7 protein-coding genes, 1 tRNA gene, 2 rRNA genes and 2 pseudogenes (1 of these 12 running past the window's edge) are annotated in these 10116 nt (G+C 61.8%); 6 read left to right on the forward strand and 6 right to left on the reverse strand.

What is annotated here, in order from left to right; genetic code table 11:
* Nucleotides 1–26: 26 nt before the first annotated feature.
* The gene (locus tag ACZ52D_RS05330; protein ID WP_464442793.1) at nucleotides 27–1016 is read right to left on the reverse strand and encodes a class I SAM-dependent methyltransferase; all 990 of its coding nucleotides are present in this window, start codon (nucleotides 1014–1016) and stop codon (nucleotides 27–29) included.
* Between the two features lie 15 nt (nucleotides 1017–1031).
* Complete coding sequence (clpS, locus tag ACZ52D_RS05335) at nucleotides 1032–1397, reverse strand: ATP-dependent Clp protease adapter ClpS (protein WP_464442794.1); 366 nt, start codon at nucleotides 1395–1397, stop codon at nucleotides 1032–1034.
* Between the two features lie 64 nt (nucleotides 1398–1461).
* On the opposite strand from clpS, the gene ACZ52D_RS05340 reads away from it, so the two are divergent.
* The 4 genes and pseudogenes from ACZ52D_RS05340 to ACZ52D_RS05355 all read left to right on the forward strand — a co-directional run.
* Entirely contained in the window at nucleotides 1462–2175 is a 714-nt protein-coding gene (locus ACZ52D_RS05340) for an HAD family hydrolase (RefSeq protein ID WP_464442795.1), read from the forward strand.
* 67 nt (nucleotides 2176–2242) lie between these two features.
* A complete protein-coding gene (locus tag ACZ52D_RS05345) occupies nucleotides 2243–2569 on the forward strand; it encodes a hypothetical protein (RefSeq protein ID WP_464442796.1) in 327 nt (108 codons plus the stop codon).
* A gap of 271 nt (nucleotides 2570–2840) precedes the next feature.
* A complete protein-coding gene (locus ACZ52D_RS05350; RefSeq protein WP_464442797.1) occupies nucleotides 2841–4646 on the forward strand; it encodes a D-alanyl-D-alanine carboxypeptidase family protein in 1806 nt (601 codons plus the stop codon).
* 204 nt (nucleotides 4647–4850) lie between these two features.
* Nucleotides 4851–5710 (forward strand): annotated as a pseudogene (locus ACZ52D_RS05355) (IS3 family transposase); the annotation flags it as partial.
* 10 nt (nucleotides 5711–5720) lie between these two features.
* Here ACZ52D_RS05355 and ACZ52D_RS05360 read toward each other — a convergent pair.
* On the reverse strand, nucleotides 5721–7127 hold the full coding sequence (locus ACZ52D_RS05360) for an IS30 family transposase (RefSeq protein WP_464442798.1): 1407 nt from the start codon (nucleotides 7125–7127) through the stop codon (nucleotides 5721–5723).
* A 43-nt stretch (nucleotides 7128–7170) separates the two neighbouring features.
* On the opposite strand from ACZ52D_RS05360, the pseudogene ACZ52D_RS05365 reads away from it, so the two are divergent.
* Both ACZ52D_RS05365 and ACZ52D_RS05370 read left to right on the forward strand, forming a co-directional pair.
* Nucleotides 7171–7443, forward strand: a pseudogene (locus tag ACZ52D_RS05365) (integrase core domain-containing protein); the annotation flags it as partial.
* 178 nt (nucleotides 7444–7621) lie between these two features.
* A complete protein-coding gene (locus ACZ52D_RS05370) occupies nucleotides 7622–8017 on the forward strand; it encodes a hypothetical protein (protein WP_464442799.1) in 396 nt (131 codons plus the stop codon).
* Between the two features lie 4 nt (nucleotides 8018–8021).
* On the opposite strand, the gene ACZ52D_RS05375 is transcribed toward ACZ52D_RS05370, so the two are convergent.
* The 3 genes from ACZ52D_RS05375 to ACZ52D_RS05385 all read right to left on the reverse strand — a co-directional run.
* Nucleotides 8022–8098, reverse strand: a tRNA-Met gene (locus ACZ52D_RS05375).
* Nucleotides 8099–8221: 123 nt separating this feature from the next.
* Nucleotides 8222–8336, reverse strand: a 5S ribosomal RNA gene (gene rrf / locus ACZ52D_RS05380).
* Between the two features lie 215 nt (nucleotides 8337–8551).
* Nucleotides 8552–10116: ribosomal RNA gene (locus ACZ52D_RS05385) — 23S ribosomal RNA — on the reverse strand (it continues 1263 nt past the right edge of the window).

Genomic DNA, 10116 nt, shown 5'->3' on the forward strand with positions numbered 1-10116 from the left:
CCCGGCATCCCCCGCGGCCACTTTGGCTATCGGCGCTGGCGCCGGGGCTTGGAGGCGGTCAGGATCTTGAAGCGGTTGTCGCCACCCTCCTCGCGGACATGGGCAAAGCGTTCGCCCAGCACCGCCTCGTAGGGCAGATGACGGTTGGCAACCATCCACAGGCTGCCGTTGGCCGCCAGCATCGACGCCGCCGCCGCGATGAAGGCCTGCCCCAGCGACGGTTCCGCCGCGCGGCCGGTGTGGAACGGCGGGTTCATCACCACCGTGTTGACCGTGGTCGGCGGCGTCCAGCCGCGCACGTCGACCCAGTGGAACTGCGCCCGTGCGTCGGTCAGGTTCTGCCGCGCACAGGCCAGGGCGTGATAATCCGCCTCGGCCAGATGCAGCTCCTCGACCCCTTCGCGTTTCAGCACCTGCGCCGACAGATACCCCCAGCCGGCGCCGAGATCGGCCACGCAGCGGCCAAGTTTCCGCGGCAGCGCCGCCGCCAGCAGCGCCGACGCCGGGTCGATCCCGTCCGCCGAGAACACGCCGGGCGCGGTGACAAAGCCGTCGACCTTCTGCTCCGCTGCGGGCAGCCAGTCCGACAGGTCCATGCTGCCATCGATCCAGAACACCTTGCCATGCGCCTTGGAAATCGGGTCGGAGGGCGTGCCGCGCTGGCGCAAGGCCTTCAGCAGCGAATCAACACCATCGGTCTTGGCGCCATCGATCAGCACCGGCCCATCCGTCGCCGCGACCGCCTGCGCCACCAGCATCCGTGCCAGCGCCTTGGCGCGCGGCAGGAATACCACCGCGGCAGCGAACGAGGTCTGCGGATCGGCCTGCGGGGTGCAGTCATACCCCTGGGCGACAAAATGCTCGTGGTCAGGACGCAGCGGCTGGATCACCTGCACGCGATCCTTTGGCAGCGGTGACAGATCGTGATCCGTGCGCGGGTGAAACACCGCTATGCGGCCTTCGGACGGCACGGCAAAGCCGCCCGTCTCGACCGCCAGTGACAGGCGTAGGGACATCGTGCAGCCTCTTGATTAGTCTTCTTTTTCCATGGTGCATTGCAGCGGATGCTGCTGGCGGCGGGCAAAATCCATCACCTGGCCCACCTTGGTCTCGGCGACCTCGTGGCTGAACACGCCAACCACGGCAACGCCCTTCTTGTGCACCGTCAGCATGATTTCGAACGCCTGCGCGTGGGTCATGCCAAAGAACCGTTCCAGCACCATCACCACGAATTCCATCGGGGTGTAATCGTCGTTCAGAAGCAGCACCTTGTAGCGCGGCGGACGCTTGGTCTTGGGCCGCGTCTTGGTCAGGACACCGGATTCGGTATCGTCGTCTGAATGATCGGTCATCATTACGGTCTGCAGCGGCATAAGCGATTTGATCCAGTGATGCATGGAATTTCCTTTGACGCTTATATAGCCTCTTGGGTGGGCAGGAAAAGACACTGAGGCACAGAGATTGGCACGTAATTTGACAACAATCGGCTTCGATGCCGACGATACCCTCTGGCACAATGAACGGTTCTTTCGGGTGACGCAGGAACGGTTTGCCGAACTGCTGATGGATCACACCCCGGATGACCTCGGTCCCGAGCAACTGGACCGGCTGCTGCTGGATGCGGAAAAACGCAACCTTGGGCGCTACGGCTACGGGGTGAAAGGGTTTACGCTGTCGATGATCGAAACCGCGATCGAGGTGACCCAGGAGCAGGTGCCTGCCTCGGTGCTGAAGGAATTGCTCGTCGCCGGGCAGATGATGCTGTCTTACCCGATCGAACTGCTCCCCCACGCGCAGGAGGCGGTCGAGGCGGTGGCAGGCCGCTACAAGGTGGTGCTGATCACCAAGGGCGACCTGCTCGATCAGGAGCGCAAACTGGCGCAGTCCGGTCTTGGCGAGCTGTTCGACGCGGTGGAGGTGGTCTCGGAAAAGACCCCCGAGGTCTACCACGGCATCTTTGACCGCCACGGCGACGGGGCCGCCCGCGCAATGATGGTGGGCAATTCCATGCGCTCCGACGTGGTCGCCCCGATCGAGGCCGGTGCCTGGGGCACCTATGTGCCGCACGGGCTGGTCTGGGAGGTCGAGCAAGCCGAGACACCATCCGACAACCCTCGCTACCGCGAAATTGCCGACCTGGGCGAATTGGCTGCGCTCCTGGACCAGCTGACCTGAGCCGGACCCGCGCTGGACGCCGCGCCGACGGGGCGCTATCCGGTTGCAAACCTGAAGGGAGCCGCCAATGCCGCATGCAGAACTGAAATTCTCCAGCGACCTCGACATCAATGCCGAGGCGATTCTGGAAGAGATCGACACCATCATTCGCCGCCATGACGATGGCTCGGGCGCCTGCAAGGGGCGCGCCTACCCTGCGGAGCGGTTTCACCGCAGCCATTGCGCCGTCCGCGTCACCCTGCTGCGCAAGCCGCACCGCGACGAGGCATTCTGCACCGCCCTGCTCGAAGAGATCGAATCCCGCATCAGCAAGCGGATCACGCAACCCTGCGCCTTCACCGTTGAGCTGGACTTTTTCAGCCCGTTTTTCACCGCGCGCGACATCAGCAACTGACCTTGCCACCGGCGGTGGCAGGGGAAAATCCCCCTGTCCCCCCGGCGCGGCACCCGGTCTTGTCACGCAAAGCACAAGTTTTTTTAGTAACCTTTTGTTAGGACTTGGCGCATCTAGAGGCCACACCAACGCCACCCACTAAATGCCGGCCAAAAGCCGCCAGCCCTGGCGGCGACGCCCTGCGCCACCTGTTTATTCCTCGTAAACCCTGTGGTAAGATTTCGGCATCAGGCAAAATCGTCAGCCGGAAAACCGGCGGCATGAGGCAAACATGGCAGTGAACACGCAGGTCAATCCGGCGGCGGGTCGGTTTACCCGTACCCCGCGAGTCGGTTTCCGGTCTCTTCGCAACCGGTTTCTTCTTCCCCGTTTCGACGCGTTTCGGCAGCGATTTGCAGCGCCGCCTTCCCTTCCTCGCCCGTCCGCGAGTTGGCACACCACGGGGCTGCGATGGGTTGCAGTCCTGCTTCTGCTGACGCTGGCCGCGACCTGGTTGCCCGCGCGACAGGCGTCCGCCGCGCCTTATGCCGCGATGGTCATCGACGCGCGCACCGGTGAAGTCCTGCATTCCCGCAACGCTGACACCCGTCTGCATCCGGCCTCGCTGACCAAGATGATGACGCTCTACATCGCGTTCGAAGCGGTCCGCAACGGCGAGATCACCCTCGACACCAAGGTCACGATCAGCCGCAAGGCCGCCGCGGAGCCGCCCTCGAAACTGGGGCTGAAGGCGGGGCAGAAGATCGCCTTCCGCTACCTGATTCGCGCGGCCGCGGTGAAATCCGCCAATGATGCCGCCACCGCCATCGGCGAGGCCCTCTCGGGCAGCGAGGCCGCCTTTACTCGGCGCATGAACCGCACCGCCAAGGCGCTCGGGATGACGCGCACCACCTTCAAGAACGCCCACGGCCTCACCGCCAGCGGTCACCTGTCCACCGCCCGTGACATGACCACGCTCGGGCGGCACCTGCTGTATGATTATCCCGAGTACTATAACCTGTTCTCGCGCCGCTCGACCCATGCGGGCATCCGCGAAGTGCCCAACACCAACCGCCGCCTGCTCGCCGCCTACCGCGGCGCCGACGGCATCAAGACCGGCTACACCCGCGCTGCCGGCTTCAACCTGGTAGCCTCGGCCAAACGGGGCGACGAGCGCATCATTGCAACCGTGTTCGGCGGCAAATCCTCGACCTCGCGCAACGCCAAGGTCGCCGAGCTGCTCGATCTCGGCTTCCGCCGCGCGCCGTCGCGCGCCAAGCTGCGCCGCCCGCAACGACCCGCCTACATGGGCGCGGATGTGGTCGTGGCCGACAGCGGGGACATTTCCGCATCCGAGGCCGTGGGCAAGACGATCCGCGTCAGCGGTCAGGTTTCCACCAGCCTGCGTCCCAAGCTGCGCCCGGCCAGCGGCGACTCCCCGGTTCTCGTGGCCGCCCTGGAAGAAGCCCTGCAGGCGCCTGAGCCGGTTCTGGAACCGCGCCCCCGGCCGGAAGACCTGTCCGCGGATGCGGATGCGGTCGCCGTGGCCGTCGCCGGCGCCGAAGCTGACGCCGCCACCGAAGATGCCGACACGCCAGCGAGCGCCCAGATCGAGAAACTGCAGACGGTCAGCGCCGCCGGAGCCCCGGTCAAGGACGCCGTACTCAGCAGCATCGCCGCGGCCCTGGCCGAGACCGAGGTGCAACCCGCCGCCGCCGCGCCGCTGGCGCCAAAGATCCGCCCCGCGGTACAGAAGCAGCCCTACACCGGCTTGCGCCCCGTCGCGCGTCCGGCCCGCCTGACCCAGGCGGACCCGGAACCCAAGCCGGTCGTGGTGACCCGCCTGTCGACCTCGGGCGGGCGCTACTGGGGCATCAACGTCGGCCTCTACACCAACCGCTACAAGGCCGAGAAAGTTCTGCTGCGCACCGCGCTTTCCGAACTTGAAACGCTGGATGGAACGCTGCGCAAGGTCGCCAAGACCCGCCGCGGCTTCGAGGCCAACTTCCTGGGCATGAGCCAGGAACACGCAGAACTGGCCTGTCGACGGCTGAACGCCCGCAACATCGCCTGCAAGACCATCGGCCCATCCTCTTGACTCCGGCCCGGCGAGGAAGCCGGGCCTCCCGCTCAGTCGCCAGTGCGGCAACCGCCACCCACTCCGTGAGGGGCACGGGTACTGGACAGCGCCCCAGTCGCCTTTTCTCGATTTGATTGATGAACCACTCACCGGTGTCCCTGGACCTGTCGCGGAATTGTGCCGCTCCTTTGAACACGTATCGTGTCGCAAAGGAGAACAGACATGGCATCACGACCGAGCCCGGAGTTCCGCGCAGAAGCGGTTCGGGTCGCATTGACGAGCGGGCTTTCCCGCAAGCAGGTTGCCGCTGACTTCGGTGTTGGCTTTTCAACGCTGAGCCGGTGGATCCAGCAGGAACGCAAGAACCCCGAGAAGCCGACAGCGCAATCCGACCTTGAGCGCGAGGTCGCAGAACTGCGCAGAGAGAACCGGCAGCTCCGGGAGGAGAGGGACGTTCTAAAAAAGGCAACGGTGTTCTTCGCGGAGAGAAGCAAATGAGGTTTGCCTTTGTTGAAGAACACCGCAACGAAATCCTGGTTAACCGGATCTGCGAGATTATGGATGTCAGCCCTCGGGGATATCGAGCCTTGCGCAGTCGTCCGCTCAGCGACAGCCAGCGCAAGGACATGGTGGTCCTGGCCCACATTCGCGAGCAGTTCGCCCTGTCCCTGGGCAGCTATGGCCGTCCGCGGATGACCAAGAAGTTGAAGGAACTGGGCATCGATGTCGGCCATCGTCGTGTTGGCAGGCTGATGCGCCAGAACGGTATTTCCGTGAAGCGGAGCAAGAGGCTCAAGGCGACAACCGACAGCAATCACAGCTTCAACATCGCGCCAAACCTGCTGGATCGTGACTTCTCGGCGGATCGCCCGAACCAGAAATGGGCGGGCGACATCAGCTATGTCTGGACACACGAAGGCTGGCTCTATCTCGCCGTGATCCTCGCCCTGCATTCCCGGCGTGTCGTCGGCTGGGCGGTGAGCAACCGGATGAAGCGTGATCTGGCAATCCGGGCATTGAAGATGGCCACTGCTTTGCGGCAACCGCCCAAGGGATGCATCCATCACACGGATCGTGGAAGCTAGGGCGGATTCAACCGGTCGTCGCAACACCCTCGATCATATCCTGTTTGAGCAGCTGGTCGAGTGCTTCTGCCGGTGTTTGCCAGCTCAGCGTTTTGCGTGGTCGCGTGTTCAGCGCGTGAGCAACCGCATTCAGTTCGTCTGCACTATGCTGGCTTAGGTCTGTTCCCTTTGGGAAGTATTGGCGGAGCAGACCATTGGTGTTCTCGTTGCTACCTCGCTGCCAAGGACTTTGTGGGTCGCAGAAGTAGACGTCGAGACCGGTTTTGATCTGGAGCTGGGCGTGTTGTGCCATTTCTGCCCCCTGGTCCCAAGTCAGTGATCTGCGCAGGTGCGCCGGCAGATCCATGATGGTTCCCGCGATGGCATCACGGACGGCTTCGGCACCGTGACCGGCAAGAGCTGGACCGTTCTTTATGGACTTTGTCTTTCCGTGACCTTCCATGCGCGGCAGATGCAACAGCATCGTGAAGCGTGTTGTTCTCTCGACCAAAGTACCGATCGCCGAACTGCCCAGGCCGAGAATGAGATCGCCCTCCCAGTGACCTGGCACCGCCCTGTCACCGATTTCTGCCGGACGATCACTGATCATCAAGGCATCAGAGATGAAAGCCTTTCCGCGGTTCCGGGCGCGCTCTCGAGGGAGCCGCAAAGCGCGCCCAGACCGCAAGCAGGCGGAGAGCTCCCGCCTCAACGCACCGCGCCCTTGAATGTACAGCGCCTGGTAGATTGCTTCGTGACTGATGCGCATGTTCGGGTCCTCGGGAAAGTCCACCTTCAGACGCTGCGAGATCTGCTCCGGGCTCCAGGCCAAGGACCAGCGTCGGCTTTGACGACGAACAGCCCGCCGCTTCTTCCATACCACGACAGGCCCTTTGAAAGCGATGCCGTCCGGCGTGGTGATCAAGCCCGCCAGCCGATCCTGCACGTAGTCACGCAGAGCGGGATTGAGCGCGAGCTTGCTGGCCTTCGGACGCTTGGCGGAACGATCCGCGTGCCACTGCGCGTTGATCGCGCGGTAGTCAAAGTCTCCGCCACGGGTCGCCGAATTGCGCCTGATTTCTCGGGAGATCGTGCTGGGCGCGCGCCCCAGCTTGAAGGCGATACCGCGCACGCCCGTGCCCCTTGCGCACTCCAAGGCAATTTCCTCGCGTTCCGCGAAAGAAAGGTTTCGCCCCTTTGGCGGCGGTGTCGAAGGCGCAAGATGTGTTGGTGGCATTCCGCCAGAACTCCGAAACCATCGGGTTCCGACAGGAGCAGAGACACCCGCTTCAACGGCGGCTTCCTCACTGGATAGCCCCGCTGCAATCTCCCGCCAGAACCGGCATAGATTCTCACGCTGCCAGACTGGCGGTCGACCTGGCGAGGATAATTTGCGCCGCGTCGAGCGCTCAGATTTTCGTTTTCCTGTTGTCATCAAGACCTCCAACAATGGGGTGTTGCGACGACCGGTTGAATCCGCCCAGTATTGTTCTCACGACTACCAGAAGATCCTGCGTCAGCATGGCTTTGAGGTCTCGATGAGCGGGAAAGGCAACTGCTACGACAACGCAGCGGTCGAAACATTCTTCGAGACCATCAAGGCCGAGTTGATCTGGCGTCGTTCATGACCGACACGGCGGGCTGCCGAACTGGCAATCTTCGAATACATCAACGGCTTCTACAATCCGCGCCGTAAGCATTCAGCTCTCGGCTGGAAAAGTCCCTTGGCCTTCGAGGCTCAAGCTGCATAAGTGAGAAATCGGAGCGGCATCAAAGCGTGACAGGTCCACCCAGTCTTGCGGACTAAAGCCGCGTTGGCGGGCGCTGGACCTGCTGGCGCAATTCGCCGAGGAACACCGAAAAGCTTTCAATGAAGCTGCTGTCGGCGCCACCCTGGAGCGCCAGAAGGCGGAAGCCTCCCTGAAGAAAGTGGAGGCAAAGATCGCGGGCATTCTGAAGGCCATCGAAGACGGCATGTACCATGCGTCAGTGAAGGCCACGATGTCGGACCTGGAAGAGGAGAAGGCCCGGTTGGAGGCCCTCATCAAGGAAAGTCCGGAGCCCCCTGCCCTGCGGCTGCATCCCGGCCTTTCGCAGCGCTACCGCGAGATGGTCGAGGATCTCGCCCGGTCGCTTAACGCGCCGGAGGTGAAGCGGGAAGCCACGGCAGCGCTGCGGTCGCTGATTACGCAGGTGCGCATGGTTCCGGTTGCTGATGCGCCGGGCGGCCATCAGCTTGAGCCTATTGGGGAACTGGCCGGGCTCATGGCTTTGGGGAGCGCTGAACCGAAGAAGCCCCCGCTTTTTGCGGAGGCTTTGTCGTGACCTTTGGTTGCGGGAGCAGGATTTGAACCTGCGACCTTCAGGTTATGAGCCTGACGAGCTACCTGGCTGCTCCATCCCGCGACACTTTTTTTGGCCTACCGCGCGGATCGCTACTTGAGGCCGGTTATTATCCGGTGACTTGCCGTATCGGCGCGTTTTCCGGGTAATCTTGTATCGTTGAAGAGAGGTTTTGGATTTTACTAGGTTTGGCGGTGACCTACTCTCCCAGGGCTTGAGCCCAAGTACCATCGGCGCGACAGTGCTTAACTTCCGGGTTCGGGATGGGACCGGGTGTTTCACTTGTGCTGTAGCCACCAAACCGAGGAAAATCCAAATCCGACGGCCTTGCGGAGCAAGGCTGGCGAGCGGCAGGCAGCGTGTTTGCGAAGCAAATGCGCGTTGCCGCTGGGTTGTTATGTCACCGCCGATTGGCGGCAGGCAGAACAACCTGCGTCGGTTACAATCAACGTTGTCCAGGTTTTGTGTTTTGGATGGTTTGCTTTCTGTTTCCTGTAACACTGTCTGTTACTGGATCAAATCAAGCCTATCGGGCGATTAGTACCGGTCAGCTGAACGCATTGCTGCGCTTACACCTCCGGCCTATTGGCGTGGTGGTCTTCCACGGCCCTCAGGGATACCTTGTTTTGAGGGGGGCTTCCCGCTTAGATGCCTTCAGCGGTTATCCTGTCCGATCATAGCTACCCTGCACTGCTGCTGGCGCAACAACAGGTCCACCAGTGGATCGTTCACCCCGGTCCTCTCGTACTAGGGGCAACTCCTCTCAAGTATCCTACACCCACGGCAGATAGGGACCGAACTGTCTCACGACGTTCTAAACCCAGCTCACGTACCTCTTTAAACGGCGAACAGCCGTACCCTTGGGACCTGCTCCAGCCCCAGGATGAGATGAGCCGACATCGAGGTGCCAAACACTGCCGTCGATATGGACTCTTGGGCAGTATCAGCCTGTTATCCCCGGCGTACCTTTTATCCGTTGAGCGATGGCCCTTCCACGCGGGACCACCGGATCACTATGGCCGACTTTCGTCTCTGCTCGACTTGTCAGTCTTGCAGTCAGGCTGGCTTCTGCCATTGCACTCAACGAGCGATTTCCGACCGCTCTGAGCCAACCTTCGCGCGCCTCCGTTACTCTTTAGGAGGCGACCGCCCCAGTCAAACTACCCGCCACGCAGGGTCCCGGATCCGGGTAACGGACCGCGGTTAGACATCAAGAGTGCGAAGGGTGGTATCTCAAGGGAGGCTCCACCGGAACTTGCGTTCTGGTTTCGATGCCTACCACCTATCCTGCACATCACAATCCTGATGCCAGTGCGAAGCTGTAGTAAAGGTGCACGGGGTCTTTCCGTCTAACCGCGGGAAGCCTGCATCTTGACAGGCAATTCAATTTCGCTGAGTCGATGTTGGAGACAGCGGGGAAGTCGTTACGCCATTCGTGCAGGTCGGAACTTACCCGACAAGGAATTTCGCTACCTTAGGACCGTTATAGTTACGGCCGCCGTTTACCTGGGCTTCAATTCGGAGCTCTCACCCCTCCTTTTAACCTTCAGGCACCGGGCAGGCGTCAGACCCTATACGTCGTCTTGCGACTTCGCAGAGCCCTGTGTTTTTAATAAACAGTCGCCACCCCCTGGTTTGTGCCCCCGGATCCAAGTTGCCTTGAACCCGGGCCTCCTTCTCGCGAACTTACGGAGGTATTTTGCCGAGTTCCTTCAACATCGTTCTCTCAAGCGCCTTGGTATTCTCTACCAGTCCACCTGTGTCGGTTTAGGGTACGGTCTGATGGAGGGCTATTTCCAGGGACTGCTGAGCAGCCCACTCAATCCGATAAGAGTGAACTACCTTTGCAATCCGTCACATCCTCCTGGCCCAGGAATATTAACCTGGTTCCCATCGCCTACGCCTTTCGGCCTCGGCTTAGGGGCCGGCTTACCCTGCTCAGATTAGCTTTAAGCAGGAACCCTTGGACTTTCGGCGAGAGTGTCTCTCACACTCTTTGTCGCTACTCATGTCATCATTCTCGCTAGTGATCTCTCCACCGGATGGCTCACGCCCCGGCTTCATCGAAAGCCTCTCTCCTC

The organism is Leisingera sp. S2M4 (genome assembly GCF_055398055.1).